The sequence below is a fragment of the Candidatus Hydrogenedentota bacterium genome (assembly GCA_019695095.1).
In the GTDB taxonomy this organism is placed as follows: domain Bacteria; phylum Hydrogenedentota; class Hydrogenedentia; order Hydrogenedentales; family SLHB01; genus JAIBAQ01.
In genome coordinates this window covers 17112-35300 of record JAIBAQ010000049.1, presented here as the reverse complement: position 1 = coordinate 35300, position 18189 = coordinate 17112, and the positions used below count along the sequence as shown (strand labels likewise).

Below are 18189 nucleotides of genomic sequence, written 5' to 3'. Positions count from 1 at the left end.
GGCGGGCGATGGCCCGTCGTCGAAATAGATGCGAAGGATGATGCCGCGCGCCGCGAGGGCTTCGCGTTGAACGGCGGCCAGGGATCCGTCCTGCACGTGGTGCATTGTTGAATGAATGCTCGTGATGGCGGCCGGACCTTTAATGTCAGCGAGGGTGATCGTCTTGCCCGCGTTAAGCGGTTCCATATCCGGGTAAGCGTCGTAATGCCACCCGGCGTTGCTCATCCCGAATGTGCGGTCAGCGCGTATTGTGGCGAGGTTGCGCCACGGTTCGTGTTGGTGTGAATGCATGGTGGGTACACCTCTACTGGGATTGACCGATTGCCCCAAACGACCCGTGCGAGACGGAACCTTAATGAAACCGCGGCTAGGATGCAAATTGAATGGGAACCGTCAAGTGGGTTTGACGTGTTGAACCCGAAAGAACAGGCAAGCCATTGCCGCGAGAGAGCACAAAGGTCACAGCGCAGCATAGCCGCAACCCAATTGACTCAACCACTGATGATCACCGATGAACGCAGAAAAGAGGAAGGATTAAGCCCGTATGACATCAAGCCACGGGGGACACTGGGCGCGCGGGGAAGTCTGTCAAGCTTACACGGACGTTTCGGATAGTAGTTCAAAACGTACAGATGACGAGGATTGGAATTTGACCACGAATCAGACGAATTACACGAAAAGAAGGATCTATCAAGTCCGAATGATATCAGGCCAGGGCGAACGCTGGAGCCACGGAAAATTACGGTCGAATCCTTGCGGAAATGTACCGGATTGGGGGGGCAAATTCTGCGAATAGAACAGAGAAAATACCAGATTGTAGTACATAGGTCACAGCGCAGCGGAGCCGCAGTCAATATGACTTAATCACCGATGAACATAATTCCGATGAACAAACCAAATGGGTGCCACTGTTCGACAGCTAAGTGGACTGGTAGCGGCGTTTTGCCGCCGGTTTGGCTCTCTTGGCGCCTATGGCATTCTTGAGTTCCGAGCGAATCGGCAGGCAGAGACCCGCGGCAAATACGTAGCGAAGGCGTCCTTCCTTCATCATTTTGTGGACGCCTTGCACCGTGACGTTCAAGGCCTGTGCAGCTTCTTTGACGCTGGCGAGTTCGGACGCTTTGACGCGCTCAGCATCTTCGCGGGCCATGTGTTCGCTAATGGCTTTGGACAACTTCTGCTCAGACGCCAGCGTCCAGAACCCATCCTTGCAGACGGTGCAGAAGTGACCATCCAGTCCCTTTACCTCAAACGGGGTGTAGTTTTTAGGTTTGCAGCGTTCGTGGATACCCTTCTTGTAGCGCATAGTGCCTTCCGAACCACAAATGGGGCAGTCTTTCCAGTCTTTGTCGCGCATTTCACTGTTCCTCCAACCGTTTGAATGAGATCACAACGGTTTCGTCATCGTGGATCTGAACCTTCAAATAGGCAATCGCCCCATAGACGTTATGATGATAGACATCCTGCCAGAGTTTTGTATTGGTGTGAGTTGTCATCGACTTGTAGAATTCGTTCGCTTCTAGGGTCAACACGTGTTTTGCAATCGCTTCGTTATTCGGTAAACCGAAGTCGTCACTGGCGCACCGGAGAGCCGTACGCGTCACACGATAGCTGCCTTCCTTGACGAGTTCCTTCAGGCGCGAAAGCGAGTAATGCGGCTTTCGTTTCTCCATCTAGATAGTGCCTCATTCGGTTTAAATTTTCAACCAAACTGTTGCGATCCGGATTTGCCCCCGCGTAAACGGATGAGTTGAGAGACTAAATGCTACTACATGGGGGAAACTAATACAATTAGGATTTCGAGTGAATTTTTGGCAGCCCCATTGCGCACGCTTTGAAGATTAGGCGTAGCAGTGCATTGGACTGGCAGGCGGAGTTGGAGACGAGGATGGTGGCGTAGACGGTGCGGCGGGTAATCTTCACTTGATTGCCCGCCGTGAAGCCGGGGTGGCGGTGAATCTTGCGAATGGTGAGGACGGCCATCCCGATGGCCCAAAGGCAGAAGCGGCGGATGCCGGTTTCGGATTTGGGCAGCAGCAGGGTGTATTCGAGCGCGTTTTCGAGGTGATGCAGCGTGACGGCGACGAGGCGCTGGATGCCTTCGCGATACGCGGGATCGTTGGGTCCATGCTCGAGCTTGGTCAGGTCGAAACCGGTTTCGTTGAATATACTCTGCGGCAGCCAGCAGACCCCGCGTTTTCGGTCGTCCCAGATGTCTTTAAGAATGTTGGTCATCTGCAAGCCTTGTCCGAAGGAGACCGCGAGCTTTTGCATCTCGTCGCGGCGCGCGGCGACTTCGGGGGAGTAGGCGCAGAAGAGGTCCGTAAGCATTTCGCCGACAACGCCCGCGACGTGGTAGCAGTAGGCGTCGAGGTGGGGCAAATCGCGTAAACCGTCGGTGAAGCGGCCTTCCTGAAACTCGTCCATGCCCTCCGACATGATTCGCACGCAGCGGGTGAGCGCGGCGCGTTCGGCTTCTGAAAAACTGTGCGTAATACGGATAGCTCTCGGCGAGTTTGCGATAAGGTCGCGTTCGGCGTCGGACGCGCCGGTAGTAAGCCGAGGCGCGAGACCGTCGGCGAATGCTTCCGCGGAAGTCTCTCCCGCGACGACGCGCACGAACTCTTGCGAGAATTGGACCTTTTCCTCAATCGGTATCGCCGTGGCGTCTTCGATGGTATCGGCGATACGGCACAGGAGATAGGCGTTGCCCACAACGAGCCGGAGGCGTTCGGGCAACTGGGGGATCGTCAATGCAAACGTACGCGACACGTCCTGGAGAATGGCGTCTTGGTAGGCGACGTCCTCGGACAGCGCGTGAGGTATGGAAGATTCTGGTTTGACGATAGCGTTCATGCGTGATTGTGCGGTATGTGCAAGTTCAGTGGACATTCGAGAGGGTACGCTAGCGGCGCGGGGGATTCAAGAAAAGGGGGAGAAACGGAAAGATGCGGGGAGGGAGACCTACGGTCGCAAGATGTGTCCGCCGAGGCGGATCAGGAGACCACGCCACAGCGAGGGCGGGGAGGGAGACCTTACGGTCGCAAGAGTGGCGCGGTCAGGAGACCACGCCACAACATGGACCACGCCACAACATGATCACGTCACAACGTGCGCCGTGGCGGATCAGGAGATCTCGCCACGACGCGCCCAATTCTCCGTTTACGTTAGGGCCGGAACTGCATCGAATACAGATCGGCGTCTTTCATTTTGAAGTGGAGGCGGATGGGAGCGCCGGAGAGGGAGCTCACGTCGGCGTTGCCTTTCCATGTCACCGTGCGCTCGATTTCGTCGCCGATGATTTCGTCGCAATCGCCCAGCGTGAACGAGGGGATGGCCTTGCCCTCCGCGTCCTGCACCTCCACCCACACGCTGCCGGCCGCGGAAGTGGCGTAGTTGAGGACGAGCGACTTGCCGGTGAAGGTGAACGGCTTCGTGACGGCCTCGCCGCCCGTGTATGGGGCGTTGATGGAGATGAATCCGTCGGTGCGCAGGGTGAGGCGTTGGAGGTGGTGCGTCACTTGTCCGTAGTTGCGCTGCACGTAGAGCGACATGGTTTCCGAACCCGTCGGCACGACGCCGCGCGCGGGGTAGTTCGTGCGCGATGTCCAGTTGCCCGCGCCGATGCCGGGCCGGATGAACCCTTCCATGAACGTGCGGTCGTAGTTGAATCCGCCGCGGCTGGTGATGAGCACCGTGTCGGAGCAGTCGCCGGAGTACGAGGCTTCACCGCCGATTTCCTTCATCTTCTCGGCGGAGATGACGCGGCGGTCCGGCATGAAGCGCGCGGCGGTCGCGATGTAGATGTGCGGCGCACGGAAGTAGGGTGCGGTCTGGTTGGTGTAGAGGTGCTCGGGCGGCGTGTCGCCAAAGTTCATGTACTCGGGCTTGGTCCACGTGAAGAAATCCGGTGACGTGGCGCGGCTCACGGTGCGGTGGCCTTTGAAGTCTCCTTCGCGCCAGGTGCGGAAGTAGGAGACATATTCGTTCTCGGACTCAGACCAGAACGCGACGTTCTGCGAGTCGAAAGCGCCCTCGGTGATGACGGGCGCGTCGCTGCGCTTGGTCCAGCGCAGTCCATCCTCGGAGACAAACGCGACGAGTCCGGTTTCGCTAGTGCCTGCGAGGGCCTTGTACTGCTCCGCCGCGGGGACGCCGGGCTTGGTGTCTTTGAACGGAGAGAAGTTGTGCGAGAAGGGGGCATGTCCCGCGAGGATGATGTTGTTGTCTTTCGACCCCGCACTTTCGAAGAGGCCGAGATTGGGTTTGGTCCAGGTGATGCCGTCGGTGCTTTCCGCGTAACACGTGACTTCGGAGTCAGAACCGTCCTTGCGGGCTTCGGGCAATCCGCGGTAATACATGCGATACAGCGGGCCGTCCATGAACACGGTGACGTAACCGCAGAAGAGGCCTTCCCAGGGTTTGTCGAAGGCGAGCACGTTCTCGGCGAGGAGCGGCTTGTGCAATTCAAGACGCACACCGTCGAGACGGTCGATTAGGGAGTGGTCGACGAAGAGTTCAAGGCGTGAGCCGACGGACACGGGAGTGTCCTGCGCGAATGCGGTTGAAAACGAAATCGCGACGACCAGGATACACAAGCAGCGAGTTGCCAGATTCATGGATTCCTCCCCCTCAAATGTAAACCGAGAGAGCCATGCTACCACGATGAGCGACGGAGTGCCATGAAGAGAAGACTGGGAGGGCGGTCCCTGAAGAATGTCTCTCGCGCAGAGGCGCGGAGACGCAGGGAGCGGGGTGTTGTTCGCGGGCCGTGGGTTTTGACTTGGGTCTTTGGCCGGGAACCGGATGTAGTGCCGAAAACCACTGTAATAGTGTAGATTAATTCCCGCTTTCGCGGGAATGACGATGAGGGCGATGGACGGCGAAGGGGGGGCGGAAAACTGGGACAGACACGTCTTCGCTTCGCTGCGCTTGTGTCAGTCCCTGTTTTCCGCCGCTTTTGACTCTTCCTTGGGTCTTCCAGAATGTTGCTCCAATTAGGATTCACTACGCTAGGATTTGGGGTTCACGGTCTGGACTCATTCAGGACTGGGAGTTTGCAACGGTAGTTGCTATAGAATCGTTGCAGGATGAAACGGCGGGGGGAGTCGAAATGGAATGCTTGAAGCGATTGCCTGGAATCGTGGGTTTGGTGGTGACGATTCTCGCGGGTATGACCGCGTTGGCCGAAGGGCGGCCCGTGGTCAGCATGGACGGCGCGTGGTCGTTTCGGATGGACCCGGACAATGTGGGGGAGGCTCAGAAGTGGTTTGGGGCGGAGACGTCGTTTAGCGATTCCATTCAGGTGCCGGGATGTTGGGATGCGCAGGGATTCGGCGGCGAGACCGATAAGATCCGGCATCAGTTCCTTGGCAAAGCGTGGTATAAGCGGCAAGTGGATGTGCCCGCGGACTGGGCGGGGAAACGGGTGTATTTGCGGATTAGCGCGGTGCATCGTTATGCGTCGGTGTGGGTGAACGGCACGTTTCTGGGAGAACACATCGGCTACCTGTCGCCATTCGAATACGACATCACCGAGTTGGCAGCGCCGGGGGCTTCGGCGTTGGTGGCGGTGCGGGTAGATTCGGTGCAACGCTGGGACGTCGACACGATGCTCGGCGCGTTCGACATCATCGATTACATGGACACGTATTGGGGCGGAATCTACGGGCATGTGTCGATTGAGGCGCGCAACGCCGCCTATTTGGAAGACTTGTTCGTCGAGCCGCGCGTGAATCCGGCGGCGTGCCGAGCGTCCGCGACGGTGAAAGGCGAGGTTCCGCAAGGCGCAACATTCCGGTTGGAATTGCTGGACCAGGGCGGAGCCACGGTGGGGAAGACGGAATCGAAAGACGCGGTCGCTGCCGGGCAGATCGCCGCGGTGAACTTCGAGTATCCGGACGCGAAGCTGTGGACCCCGGATACGCCGGAGCTTTACGTGGCGCGTCTGTCCTTGATGCAGGGCGAGCAGGCAATCGATGTGCAGGAGGCCCGGTTCGGATTCCGGCAGATCGTGTTCGAGGGGACGCGCATCCTTCTGAACGGGAAAGCCTACTTCCTGCGAGGCTACGGCGACGATTCCATTTATCCGGAGACGATGACCGCACCGTCGGATGAGGCGTGGTACCGGAAGAAGATAGGACTGGCGAAGGAGTTTGGATTTAACCACGTCCGGCACCATAGCCACATCCTGCCGCCGGAGTATTTCGACGTTTGCGATGAGTTGGGGATGCTGGTGTCGCCGGAATTGCCGATTGGGTATCAGCCCTTCTACGACAAGGCGAAGGGTCCTGCGCTGGAGTTGTACAAGACGGAGTGGGCCGCGGCCATCCGCAAGCTGCGAAACCATCCCTCGATTTTCGACTGGTGCATGGGCAACGAGATGTACAACAGCATCCCGATCGCACCCGAGTTGTACAGGATTGCGAAGGAATTGGATCCGACGCGGCCCGTTGTGGACACGGATGGTATCTGGCCGCCCGGGCGGAACGACGAGGCGTTGAAGCGGCCCACGCTCGACCTGTACTTCTCGCAGTTCGACGTATTCAACACACCGCTCGAAAATCCGGACATGTATACGTTTCCGGCGCTGCCGAAGCCGGTCATCTCGCACGAATCCGGGAACTATGTGACATTTCCGCGACTGGACCAGATCGACCTGTTCAAGGACAACTTCAAGCCGTTCTGGCTGACAGCGGCACGCGACAAGGTCGCGGCGATGGGGCTGTTGACGGAGGCGCCACGCTGGTCCGAGAACTCCGAGCGGCTGTACACACTGCTGCACAAGCTCAATGTGGAGGCGATTCGCAAGAACCCGGACCTGTCCGGGTACCACTGGTGGCTGTTCCAGGACTACTGGACGACGTCGAATGGCATCGTTGATACCTACTTGCGGGTAAAACCGGGCGTCGACAAGGAGTCGATACTTCAATTCAACAATGACGTGGTTTTGGTGGAGGACGGCCTTAAGCTGACTTACCGGAGCGGGGAAGAGCTGGCGTCCGCGCAGTTTGTCTCCAATTTCAGCGCCGCGGACTTGAAGATCGAAGGTATCGGCTATTTGATGAAGCTTGGAGAGGACACGCTTGCGGACGTGTTGGAGTCGGGCCCAGCCGAGCAAGGGGCTGCGCAAGGAAGGCTGACGAAGCTCTCTAATTTCAAGTTTCCGCTGCCGGAGGTTGACACTCCCCGCCGGTTTACCGTTCAGATGCGGCTCATGGCCAATGGGAGGACCTTCACAAACGAGTGGTTCACGTGGGTGTATCCGGCGGAACCACACAGTCAGGCAGCAGCGGTTCCACTTTATGCGTGCGGCGAATACTTGCCGTGGCTGGGGAAACGAGGGGCCTTGGCGTTTCCCAGTCAGAAGCCGTACCCCACGAAGGCAGTCTACGTCAGCAACCAGTTGACGCCGGAATTGGTGGACGCCGTCTTGGCGGGGGCGTCGCTCGTGTTGTACAAGCCTCTCATGTTTACCACTGCCGCACCCGTTCGGTATAAGACGGCGTGGTGGTCGGGCAGTCCAGACGACAACAACGCGGGTACGGTGGTTTACGAGCATCCGGTGACGCGGGACATGGCTCCGGAGGGCTGGTGCGACACCTCGTGGTACCGCTTGCTGGAAGGAAGCGAAGGGTATCTGTTGGACGAGTTGCCCGTGCGGCCCAACGTGATCCTGCGAGGAATCGAGGTCGTCCACGTTTGCCGAAACAAGGGTCTGCTCTTCGAAGCGTCGGTTGGAGAAGGAGCAGTCGTTGTCTGCGGGTTGAACCTGGATGCATCGGATGACGGTGCCGCGTGTCCCGAGGCCGAATGGCTGACGTCACAGCTCATCGAATACGCGGGCTCGTTCCCCAATCCGGGGGCGGCCATGCCGGAGAGCATCCTACGGGAGCGCGCAATCGAAATGCCCCAGTTTGAAGGGCCCTTTGTGGAAGGCTATGCGGAAACTCTCAGCACCGAGCTGGAAAAGGGCCAGTCGTTTTCCTATCGGAAGCAGATTGCCGAGGTGTTGGTCGTGCGCCAGACGGAAGCAGGGCGAGCGTTGGAGTGGAAGACGGCGGCTGTTCCCGAGCCGTTTTCGGAGGAAGGGATTACCTTCGTGTTTGCGGGTGGCCTCGGGTGGATATCCGAGCCGCAGACGGATGGCTTCATGCTCTCGATTGACGGAAAAGATGCAATCGGTTTCGACGTGGGGCACGGCCGGGTGGATTGGAAAGATGAGACGGGCAAGGTAACCCTGAACTTCGTGCCGAGAAAGATGACGAAAGAAGATTGCGCGGGCTTGTTCTATCTCCGTGTACCTCGCGAGTATCTGACGCCGGGAAGACCCTGTACGCTCACCGTTCGCTCGCTGGGTGCGGGAAGCCGGCGCTGGTTTGCGCTGCATCCCTATGCCGATGTGCTTGGCCACTCTGCTCCGTAGGGCGATGCCGTTATCGGCGCGTTTTTCCGAAAAACAGTCCATCCGATCCATGCAACTGGTCCATAGGGATGAGGGATAAGAGGGGAAAGCCTCCTTTGGTAGGTGCATTATCAGGGGTATTGGTTGACGGAATCGATTAGGAAGATAACTGCGTATCAAAGATCGTTTGCGGATTCCAGTACGGGCCATGAGGGGATCGGCCTATAAACAAGAGGTTCCCGGAGGCGTGCTAAGACGTCTGTTCGGGCCGTGCCGACGGGTAGGTTGAGTTATTCAAATATGAATAACTTTCGTGCGTCAAGAATTTTATCGGTTGACTTGAAAGAGGGTGCGTGCTATAGTGCGGACGTTTAGCGCAAAGCCAATTTCGCAGAAGCGGGGACGTATTCTCAACCGATACGTAAGTTGTCAGCGGATTGGAGCCGAGTTATGACTATCTATGTGTGCTCCGGTCTTTGCAATGAGTTTGGAGCAACATCTGCATGAAGCGATGGACTGTGATGCTGATTCCCCATGGAGCGGGGAACACGCGCAGCTTAAATCTATATTCGGTTCAGGTATGGCTTGTTGTAGGCGTTTTTGCCCTCCTTTCGTTTACATCTGCCTTCCTATATAAAAGCAACTTGGTCGCTCGTCACAGCATTGACCGTTTGGAGCGAGACAAGCGCGAGATGGGCTTGGCGGGTGCGGCGCAGGAAAGTCCCGCAAAACTCTCCGAGCAGGACCGCCAGAAGATTGAACAGACCATCCGCGAAGAGTACGAGGCGCGGATCGCCACCATCACCGGCGAGTTGAGCGAGTTGTACGATCTTGAGACTCGTTTCCGCCAAATCAATGGACTTCCCCCGAAGAGCAACACGCCCGCGGGTTACGTGGGCGGGGCCGTTTCGGAAGAGGGAGGAAAGGGTGGCCCACCGACGGGTTCGGATGTGGATGATGACGTGGATTTCAGCCGGGACGTGCTGATGCGTCCGCCCAGTGTGATTAATGGGGTTTACCGGCCTTCAGCCGATCTAATTGTCCAGGAAATCAATCTGCGCCGGGACAGCCTTCGTGAATACGAGTCTTCGACGATGGCGGCGAGGGCCCAGGTGGAGCGCCGCCCGGCGATCTGGCCGGTGCGCAACGGAAAAGGCAAGATTACGTCGCGGTTCGGTTATCGCAAAGATCCGTTCACGCGAGACCTTCGCAGGCACGAAGGTACGGACGTTGCCGCGCCCGTGAATTCGTCGGTGGTGGCGACAGGCGCGGGTGTGGTAATCTTCTCCGGTTACGATAAGTATCTGGGCTATTGCGTCAAGATCGATCACGGCGGCGACACGGTGACGGTCTACGGCCACTTGAACAAGACCACGGTGCGGCAGGGCGACAAGGTCCGGCGCAATCAGGAAATTGGAAAACTCGGAAGCACCGGCCGCAGTACGGGCCCCCACGTCCACTACGAAGTTCGGATCAAGGGCAAAGCGGTGGACGCAGAAAAATACTTGGGGTTCTAGAATCTATGCTTGAAGCTCGACAGAAGCGCTCCGTGGGAGACGCGCGTGTTGTGACGATTATCGGTCAAGGGACCACGATAATCGGGGACATCAAGTCGAAAGGCTCGGTGCGTATCGAAGGCGTTGTTTCGGGCAAGGTGCATAGTGACGAAAGCATCACGGTTCACGAAACGGGCCGCGTGAAGGCGGATCTGGTTTCGGGGACTATTTCCATAAGTGGCGAAGTTGAGGGCAACGTGACTGCTTCCGAGCGGCTCGACATCGTATCGCCGGGCAAACTGGTCGGAGACATTACCGCGCCGCGAGTCGCCATCGCCGAGGGCGTTTTGTTCGAAGGCAAATGCGTCATGAAGGCGGTGGGCACTGACCCGGCTCTGGCCGCGCCACCCGAGCAGCAAGCGTTGCCGAATCCTGATCTCCAACGCCGCCCCGTCTGACGCGGCGGTCTAAGCCGGTCTCCAATCCATCATGTCTCACCGTGCGCGTATTATTGTTGCTATGAGCGGGGGAGTGGACAGCTCCGTCGCGGCGGCCCTTCTTGTCGAACAAGGGTATGACGTCATCGGAATGACCATGCGAGTGGCGTCGGGCGAAGGGCGGGAATCGTCCGACAAGGCGTGTTGCACGCTCGACGCGGCCAACGACGCGCGCCGCGTGGCCGATGCCCTCGGGATTCCTCACTATGTGCTCAATTACGTGCAGCGATTTGAAAAGGAAGTCATCTCCGACTTCATCCAAGAATATATGGCGGGAAGGACTCCCAACCCCTGCGCACGGTGTAACCAGCGCGTGAAGTTTGGCGCCCTCTACGAGAAGGCACTCGCCATTGAGGCGGATCGCATTGCCACGGGGCACTATGCGCGTGTCGAGCAGAGGTCCGGTAAGTCCGTGCTGCGGCGCGCGCTGGATCTGAACAAGGACCAGAGTTACACGCTTGCAGGGCTGGCTCAAGATCAACTTCGCCGCGCCATGTTCCCCTTGGGAGACTTGACCAAGGAGCGGACGCGGGAAATCGCGCGATCGCTTGGACTGGGTACGGCGGAGAAGCCGGAGAGCCAGGAGATTTGCTTTGTGCCCGACGACAATTACCGGAACTTCCTGGCGCAACGCGTGGACGTGCCGGCTCCGGGCCCTATTGTGAATACCCAGGGGCAGGTCGTCGGCGTGCATTCGGGATTGATGCACTACACGGTAGGTCAGCGGAAGGGGTTGGGGATTGCCTCCGAACGGCCCTACTACGTGGTGAAGTTGGATGTTGCGAACAATACACTCGTCGTGGGACGCGAAGAAGACACGTTTATCGAGTTCTTCTCTGTAGGCCAGATGATCTGGGGATTAGAAGATGCCGACAGCGGTCCCTTCGATTGCCTGGTGCAGATTCGCTATAAGAACCGGGCGGTTCCATGCACCGCGCATCCAGACGGGGAACGACTTACCATTCAGTTCCACGAACCCCAGCGCGCAGTAACCCCTGGACAATGGGCCGTGCTCTACGACAAGTACGATTACGTACTCGGTGCGGGAATCATCGAGAGGGACCGATAGAGAGACCCGCTGTCGTCCTCATCTTTGCCCTAGTCCCGCGAGTGCGTGGAAAACCACTCCCAAATGACTTGTGTGGCGTCGATATCGTTGCTGACTTCGCCGACGGCGAAGGCGGGGAGGTATTGGAAGCTGCCGGGCCAGGTATGGCCACCGCCCTCGACGCCGTAGAGCAGCACATCCGAGTCTTGCGCCCCATTCGTATAAGGTAAGACCCACACGCGCGTGTCATCAAAGGGGTCGCTGTCGGGCAGATAGGTCTTTTCGCCCACGGTCTTACACTGGTTGCGTGCGGCCCAGAATAGGGCTGTGTCCTCAGCGGAAATGACGCGGCCGCGATGCTGCAGAGGGAGTTCTTCCGGCAGTTCCGGGCCGATTTCTCCACCATCCCACGGCATGATTGGATCGTCTTCGCCGTTGATGATGAGCATGGGTATGGGGGTGGTCGAATTGCAGTCAGGTTCCAGGTCTTCAGGAAGGTTTGCGATGACTGGCGCGGCGGCCGCGAAAAGAAAGGGAAGCTCGCACGCGAGACGGTACGTCATCATGCCGCCATTGGACATGCCCGTAACGTAGATGCGGGATGTGTCGATGGTGTGTTCCCGCCTAATTTTCCAGGTTAGCGCAAAGATGAACCCCACGTCGTCGATGTTTTCCTGCTGGGAGGGAAAGGAGGTTCCCTTCCGGCCATCGTTCCAGTGGTGTTCGTACGCGTCGGGATACACGGCGATGAATCGTTCCTTGCGCGCAAGCTCATCGAACCGGGAGTACAACGCGGCTTGATTTCCGGTGCTACCGCCGCCGTGCAGCACAATGACCAAGGGTACCTTCCAGCCGTTCGGTGTGGTAATGGGCGTGAAGATGCGGTAGGTGCGCTCGATGCCATCTCGAATGAGCGAACCGTGGCGCTCGCCTGCAATGGAATCGGGGCAACTGGAAACCAACAGGCACAAGGCGACCAAAGGGATCCACTTCGCGATCGTTCGAATGTGGCGAAAGGAGGTCAGCGACAACTTCATGGTGAATCTCCCACCGCTGGAGAGGCGTGCGAGGCAACTTCCGTGCGTGGTGCGAAAACTGCTACTACAAGGAACTAACCCTGAAGACGCGGTCCTTTCCGCAGCGGATACGTGTCCCGTCATCCGGGTTAACAGAAACTCTATACTTGTTAATACCCGCAAGCATGCGCTTCGTTTCCTGGGGAGCTCCGAAATGCATGGATTACCTCTCCCTAAACTAAGAGATAGACAAGATAGGAAGGCGCAATTTGAAGGGTTGCGTTATCCCAGCCGTGGGGGGAGATCGCTTCGAGCAACGCGGATGCCAGGGCAATTCCGAGTATTTGCATGCACACCAACGGCGAAGGGTGCATGTGAAAGATGCCGATCAGCGCCACGGCGACCGAGAGCGCCGAGACGGCGAACACGGCCGCCGATCCTTCCAGGCTGCGTGTGGAGGGCACGCTTCGCAACGAAGGGACAGGGTACCGGTGCTTGCCAAAGCGCGCGCCGACGGGTTCGCCAATGGCATCGCCCAGGCCGGTCACAAGAAATCCTGTAAACGCGGCGGGACCGAAAAGGAGCGATGAGGATACCCCCCCGACAAGTGTAGCGAGATAGGGGACGAAGATGTAGTGCGTGCGGCGGGGCGCGTCACGCTCGCGGGCCATTGCTTCGTAAAAAAGATTGCCGTCACCACGCCAAACGGCAAAGAAGATGGCGAGGGATGTCATCGCGCCAAAGAGACAGACGGCGCGCGTGCCGGAATGCCATTGGAGCGCCGCAGCCATGGCGAACGTGAGGAAGTGGAACGTCTTGCGCGTGTACGGTGTGCGCCAGCCGCGCTTGCGCTTGAGCCAACCCGCCAGACCCAGGGCTCCGAAGGCATAGGCCAACCACACAGGTCCCAGTGTGGCAAGCTCGATGGGAGTAGGGAAGTTGTCGACGAAGAAGCCGAGTACGCGAGTCAATGTAAAGACTCCTGGCCATCATGGGGGACGCTGGGGACTTTCGATTCTGCGAGACTTAAAAGCAGCTTACAGGAACGCCGGATCGAAAGAATAGGAAGCCAGGACGCCTGCATCCTGGAAACAGACTATTTTTCGTAGCGGTATCCAACGCCGTGGACGGTCTTGATGATAGCGGGGGCTTGCGGGTCTCGCTCGATGCGTTTGCGCAATTGGGAGATGTGCTGGTCGAGGGTACGGCTGTTGGGGAGGTAGTCGATGCCCCAGCATTCGTCGAAGAACTCGTTGCGAGTGACGACTTGTCCTGATTTGCGGTGGAGGAGTTGCAGGATCTTCACATCGCGAAGACTGAGATCGATGGACTCGTTGCCGCGACGAGCGCGCAGCTCCAAAGGAAACACTTCGACGTCGAGCAGGCTGAACGATTCGACTGCCGGATCGTGTCTTCGCGCGGCGAGGCAGCGTCGGGTAACGGCGCGAATGCGGGCGATGACTTCGCGCACGCCGAACGGTTTCATGATGAAGTCGTCCGCACCCAGTTCGAGGCCGACGACCTTGTCCATCTCTTCGGATTTGGCGCTGATGAAGATGATTGGAGTGAGCGTCTGGCGGCGTCGAATTTCGCGGCAGACTTCGTATCCGTCTACCCCGGGCATCATGATGTCGAGACACACGAAGTCGGGTTTCTCACGCTCAAACACATCGAGCGCTTCCGTGCCGTTGGCCGCGCAAACCGTGTCGTAGCCTTCGCGTTGGAGTACTTCCGCAAGCCCTTCGCGTGTATTGGGGTCGTCTTCGGCTATCAGTACTTTCATGATTGGTCTTCCATCAAGTGTATGGGGGCATGGAGCGTGATTTTGAAATGTGCGCCACGCTCCGACGGCTCAAGCGTCAGGTCGCCTCCGTGAAGCCGCGCGAGCTCGCGCGCAATGGTCAATCCGAGGCCCGTGCCGGCGACACCGTCGTTGATCCTGTCGCTCACGCGGTAGAACGGTTTGAAGATGCGTTCGTGATGGGGAGCGGGTATGCCGGGACCATTGTCCGCGACTTCGAGGATTAGGGTGTCATTTTCCTGTTTGCATGTTATTCGCACGCTATCGCCGCCTATCGCGTATTTCTCCACATTACTCAGGAGATTTCCCGCGATTTGCTCGAACGCGTCACGGTCAAATGCCGCGACACGGCAGTTAGAGGTGTCGAGGTCAATGTGAATCCCCCGGTTACGCAGGGGTGTGTCGAACTGCGATGCGACATTGCGCAACACATCTCCCGCGTTGCCCGGCGACGGATGCAGCGTGAGCAGTTGGCGTTCGTTGCGGCTGAAGGTCAAAACGTTGCCGATCATGCGGCTCAGGCGTTGGCTTTCCGATACGATGACATCGAGCCGGCGGCGGATGCGCTCATCGGTTTCCGACAGATCTTCTTGCAGGACTTCGGCGTACATCCGGATATTCGTGAGGGGTGTCTTTAATTCGTGAGAGACTTGGTTGACGAAGGTTACGCGTTGCTGCGCTTCGCGGAGGGCGCGCGTGTTTTCGCGGTAGAAATAGACCGCCAATCCTGCGCACGCCAGGGCCAATGTTGCGATGCCCGATGCCATGCCAAACCACAGAGGAGCCCCTTGGCTATCGTCGGGGACTATGTAGCTCAGATGCCATGAGCCCAGGGGTGGAGCAAGCGCGAGTTGCACGGGCGCGCGATTTCCTTCGGTGCCTAGATAGTCTCCCCATTGATAGACGACTGCATCTTGCGAGTCGTTCAACTCGATTCTAGCATCCGGCAATGCCGACGCCTCCGGGAGCAATCCCACAATGTCGGCCATGAGTCGAACTTCGTTGAGTTCTGCGCCAACGAGTCGGCCCGACTCTTCCCGCCACCAGAATAGCAACTGGATTCCGCTGCCCCAATAACCCGAGTGCCAACCCTTTATCGTGACAGGAGGAGGCGCGGCCTTCTTGAATTGCGTAATCGGATTAACACTGTCCTGCTGGACGGCGGTGCTCTGTGCCTGTGTTTCTGTCTCAGGCCCTGGGATTTCCGAGCGCTCCCAGATGGTGCGCGTGCGCGTGAGAAAGTCCTGCTCGTCCTTGGTCAGTGTTTCAGCAGGGGACGGATACAGCAGCGTCCCCCGCGGATCGAGCACAAAGTACTGCCGTACGATTCCGGAGGAGCGTGCCCGCTCACGCAGCAACTCGGCCGTTAAAGCGTCTGTCGGCCACTGCGCCATTAGTTCACGCTCTCTCTGTTCAAGCAGCGCGGAGATTTGCGCCGCAATATCGTTTAGACGCCCGGCCATCAGTTCATTGAACCGTACACGGACCATCGCGGTCTCGTTGCGCGACACAACGATCCCCAGCCACGTCACTGCGGCAAGCGGAGCGACAATAATCAGGAAGTAAATGACGGCCAATTTCGGTTTCACAACCCCTCGCTTGGATTACCGGGCCTTCTGCTGATTGATGCTTTGATACTGATCGGCCTTCATTTTCTTGCGCTCGAGCCCCCAGAACGGCGTCGCCACATTTGCAGCATTCGAACTGTTTCGTGCGGCCTCTTCCTTCAGTTTCGCATCTCCATACAGGTCGGCGTTCTGTTCCAGGTAGTAGACATTGCTGAAAAGGGCCTGGCGTGCTTCCTCGACCTTGCCTTCATCGCGGAGTTGCATAGCCATGATATTTCGTTCGACGCCGATTTGATAAATTGCGGCGGTCATCACATCGGTGTTGACGTTCTTTTCGACTTCTTCGGAGGAGTCCGTGAATCTTGTACTTACCATGCGCGTAAACGAATGGGGCGACTGACCTTCTATGTCTCTGTACTTGACGAGCGCGCCCGCAATGTCGCTTACGGTACCTGGACTATCTGCCGCAAAGTTCACCGGAACTTCGACCTCCACGATGGCGTACTTGGTCTGCCCGCCGTATAGCTGGTTCAACGTAAGCGTGACTTTCTGTCCGGCGATGTCCGCCTCGCGCCCCAGCATGCGGACGGGCCGCACGCCATCCGCGCAGTTTATTTCCACTTTCACCTCTTGCGCGACGACGGTCAGCACGTCGCCGAATTCGCGCATGAATGTTTGTTCCAGGTCGGCGGCGTTTTCCGCGAACATGTGGTTGCCATCGCTCGATTGCGCAAGCTTTGTCATGAGGTCTTCGTTGTAGTCGAGACCCAGGCCAATGGTGGTTACGGCGATGCCTTCGCGTCCCAGTGAAGTGCCGAGTTCGGCGAGGTCGCCGGGCGAACTCGGCCCCACGTTGGCGATTCCGTCGGACAGAAGAACAATGCGGTTGACGCGGTCCTTGTCGAGAAACTTGCGGAGTTCCGTTGCGCCTTTGCTTACACCCGCGAAGAGCGCCGTGGACCCATCCGCGTTGAGCTGCGCAACGGCGCTGTAGACCGGCTGCTTGTCAGTGAGTTTTGTTGCGGGCACCAGTACGCGCACATTCGTGTCGTACGCGACGACAGAGACAATATCGTCACTGCGGAGCTTTTCGATGGCCATGCGGATAGCCTCTTTAGCGCGAGCGATCTTCTCGCCCTGCATTGAACCCGATTTGTCGATCACAAACGCAACATTCACGGGCGCACGATGTTCGGCGTCGGCGGGTTCCTTGCCGGTCATGGACAGGCGAAGGTAGGTGGTTGTCTTCTGATTCTTCAGCAAGACTGGGTTGGCGATTTCGAGCGCGACATCGACGGATTCGGCCCACGCAATTGCGCCCAGGAGAAGTAAGGCGAGTATGGCCCTGGAGAAGTGCCGCAGTGCGGTTCGAGTCATGGGAGTCATGGTGGCCTCCTTGTACCCACGATACCACTAACCGGTCGAGAAGCCGAAGTGGATGTGAGCGGTTGTTGGAGCCAGGATAGGCGTAGAGAGCAATGACGTGGTGAGAACGGGGTGAGGGGGATGTAAAAAGAATGTAAAAGCACGGACGAACACGGACTGACACGAACCAACACGGACGAACACGGACGAACACGGACCGGCATGGGCCGGCACGAACCGGCACGGACCAGCATGGATAAGACGGTCTATTCGAAGTCCATGCGGAAGCGGTCGCCGAGGTAGGTACGACGCGCAATGGGATCGTTGGCGATTTCCTGCGACGTACCGGCGACGGAGATTTGGCCTTCGCTGATGATGTAGGCGCGGTCGGTGATTTCGAGGGTCTCGCGGACGTTGTGGTCGGTGATGAGCACACCGATGCCGATGTTTTTCAGCGCGGATACGATGTCTTGCAGATCGGCCACGGCGATGGGGTCGATGCCTGCGAAGGGTTCGTCGAGCAGGAACGCTTTGGGTCGCGTTGCCAGCGCGCGGCATATCTCGGTGCGACGCCGTTCACCGCCAGACAAGGTGTAGGCGGGGCTGTCGGCGAGGTGAAGTATGCTGAGGTCGGTCATGAGCTCTTCGGCGCGTTGCTTTCGTTCGGCGCTTTTGAGCTTTTGATGTTCGAGCACGGCCAGTATGTTTTGCCGCACGGTCAGTTTTCGAAAGACCGAGGGTTCTTGGGGCAGGTAGGCCATTCCAGCGCGAGCGCGTTTATACATGGGGAACTTGGTTACGTCTTTGCCGCAGAACCAGATTGTGCCGCGCGTGGGCCGAAGCATGCCGACAATCATGCGAAACGTAGTTGTCTTGCCCGCTCCGTTGGGGCCCAGGAGGCCGACGACTTCGCCGGGATTCAGTTCGATGGAAACGTTGTTGACGACGGACCGGCGCTTGAACTGCTTGACCAGTCCAATGGCGTTCATCAAAG

At 58.2% G+C, this 18189-nt stretch carries 15 protein-coding genes; 4 read left to right on the top strand and 11 right to left on the bottom strand.

Features of this window, described 5'->3' with window-relative positions:
• The 5 genes from K1Y02_10350 to K1Y02_10330 form a co-directional block, all read right to left on the bottom strand.
• Nucleotides 1–291: hypothetical protein (locus K1Y02_10350; protein ID MBX7256752.1), on the bottom strand; the 291-nt coding region annotated here is incomplete at its 3' end.
• 628 nt (nt 292–919) lie between these two features.
• A complete protein-coding gene (locus tag K1Y02_10345; protein ID MBX7256751.1) occupies nt 920–1357 on the bottom strand; it encodes a hypothetical protein in 438 nt (145 codons plus the stop codon).
• A 1-nt stretch (nt 1358) separates the two neighbouring features.
• On the bottom strand, nt 1359–1673 hold the full coding sequence (locus tag K1Y02_10340) for a type II toxin-antitoxin system MqsR family toxin (protein MBX7256750.1): 315 nt from the start codon (nt 1671–1673) through the stop codon (nt 1359–1361).
• Between the two features lie 118 nt (nt 1674–1791).
• A complete protein-coding gene (locus tag K1Y02_10335; GenBank protein MBX7256749.1) occupies nt 1792–2856 on the bottom strand; it encodes a phytoene/squalene synthase family protein in 1065 nt (354 codons plus the stop codon).
• Nucleotides 2857–3167: 311 nt separating this feature from the next.
• The gene (locus K1Y02_10330; protein MBX7256748.1) at nt 3168–4619 is read right to left on the bottom strand and encodes a hypothetical protein; all 1452 of its coding nucleotides are present in this window, start codon (nt 4617–4619) and stop codon (nt 3168–3170) included.
• A 494-nt stretch (nt 4620–5113) separates the two neighbouring features.
• Here K1Y02_10330 and K1Y02_10325 point away from each other — a divergent pair, with 494 nt between their 5' ends.
• From K1Y02_10325 to mnmA, 4 genes are all read left to right on the top strand, one after another.
• A complete protein-coding gene (locus tag K1Y02_10325) occupies nt 5114–8425 on the top strand; it encodes a hypothetical protein (GenBank protein MBX7256747.1) in 3312 nt (1103 codons plus the stop codon).
• 482 nt (nt 8426–8907) lie between these two features.
• Entirely contained in the window at nt 8908–9921 is a 1014-nt protein-coding gene (locus K1Y02_10320; protein MBX7256746.1) for a M23 family metallopeptidase, read from the top strand.
• 5 nt (nt 9922–9926) lie between these two features.
• Nucleotides 9927–10358, top strand: coding sequence for a polymer-forming cytoskeletal protein (locus tag K1Y02_10315; protein MBX7256745.1), 432 nt, complete (start codon nt 9927–9929; stop codon nt 10356–10358).
• A gap of 31 nt (nt 10359–10389) precedes the next feature.
• Complete coding sequence (gene mnmA / locus K1Y02_10310; GenBank protein ID MBX7256744.1) at nt 10390–11466, top strand: tRNA 2-thiouridine(34) synthase MnmA; 1077 nt, start codon at nt 10390–10392, stop codon at nt 11464–11466.
• Between the two features lie 29 nt (nt 11467–11495).
• Here the strand turns inward: mnmA and K1Y02_10305 are convergent, their stop codons facing one another.
• From K1Y02_10305 to lptB, 6 genes are all read right to left on the bottom strand, one after another.
• Entirely contained in the window at nt 11496–12482 is a 987-nt protein-coding gene (locus K1Y02_10305; protein ID MBX7256743.1) for a prolyl oligopeptidase family serine peptidase, read from the bottom strand.
• Between the two features lie 212 nt (nt 12483–12694).
• Nucleotides 12695–13357, bottom strand: a complete 663-nt coding sequence (locus tag K1Y02_10300; GenBank protein ID MBX7256742.1) for a hypothetical protein — start codon at nt 13355–13357, stop codon at nt 12695–12697.
• A 200-nt stretch (nt 13358–13557) separates the two neighbouring features.
• On the bottom strand, nt 13558–14244 hold the full coding sequence (locus tag K1Y02_10295; protein MBX7256741.1) for a response regulator transcription factor: 687 nt from the start codon (nt 14242–14244) through the stop codon (nt 13558–13560).
• Nucleotides 14241–15851: a HAMP domain-containing histidine kinase gene (locus K1Y02_10290; GenBank protein MBX7256740.1), complete on the bottom strand. Its 1611-nt coding sequence runs from the start codon at nt 15849–15851 to the stop codon at nt 14241–14243. The genes K1Y02_10295 and K1Y02_10290 overlap by 4 nt, the downstream gene beginning before the upstream one ends.
• A gap of 15 nt (nt 15852–15866) precedes the next feature.
• Complete coding sequence (locus K1Y02_10285; protein MBX7256739.1) at nt 15867–17216, bottom strand: VWA domain-containing protein; 1350 nt, start codon at nt 17214–17216, stop codon at nt 15867–15869.
• A gap of 245 nt (nt 17217–17461) precedes the next feature.
• Nucleotides 17462–18184, bottom strand: coding sequence for an LPS export ABC transporter ATP-binding protein (gene lptB / locus K1Y02_10280; GenBank protein ID MBX7256738.1), 723 nt, complete (start codon nt 18182–18184; stop codon nt 17462–17464).
• Between the last annotated feature and the right edge of the window lie 5 nt (nt 18185–18189).